This window comes from Pseudoalteromonas sp. S558 (genome assembly GCF_005886635.1).
Classification (GTDB): Bacteria; Pseudomonadota; Gammaproteobacteria; order Enterobacterales; family Alteromonadaceae; genus Pseudoalteromonas; species Pseudoalteromonas aliena.
The window spans coordinates 1-680 of sequence record NZ_PNDU01000165.1; the positions used below are offsets into that span (position 1 = coordinate 1).

The 680-nt window shown below is 46.2% G+C and carries 1 protein-coding gene; it reads right to left on the reverse strand.

Features of this window, described 5'->3' with window-relative positions:
• Positions 1-427: DUF6531 domain-containing protein (locus CWB66_RS12555; RefSeq protein ID WP_252371748.1), on the reverse strand; the 427-nt coding region annotated here is incomplete at its 3' end.
• Between the last annotated feature and the right edge of the window lie 253 nt (positions 428-680).

The window sequence follows — 680 nt, forward strand, 5'->3', positions numbered from 1 at the left end:
AAAAACCAATACGTTGGCCTTTTTCATTGATTATTTTTTCAAGTAACCATGAATTTTCACCGGCTTTAAAGGTCAAGTGTTGGTCGTCAGGCGTCACGAGCACGTGCTTGCCATTGGTTTGATAATGCAGTGCCAGATTACTGCTTAACTGATAGCTCGATTGCCCAGGCTTTACTTTTTCAAAGCGGTGTTTAGCGCCATGCTCGTCTTGGTATTCTAACCAATACGTGCCTTTTTGTTTAGGCCCTACTTTGGGTGGCGGCTGGTAATGCTCAGTTAAGCGCACCATAAAATCGTGTCGCCAACCATTGCCCATCACACTGCACACATCAGCATGGGATGAACGGTACAAACGTCGCCAAATTAATTGTTTGCTGCCTGCTAGAGTAAAATCGATTAAAGGCAGTATCTCTTCACCCGATAGCATTGAAACCGGGTCTGAGCGGCATGCTTGCTCAGTAACAGGCGTTTCACTTGCGGTCGCATTACTGGCGCTGCCTGAGTTAGATTTAGGCGCTTGCGCGGCGCTTTTTCCAGACGCGGGAGACGCGCCCTTTTTCGCTGATTTTTTACCCGCTGAGCCGCTGTTTGGCGGGAATAAACGATAAGGGCTTAGGCTAAAAACCTAAGCCCTTACAACATCCATGTTGTTAAAGAGCATATTTGTAATATATATTTAC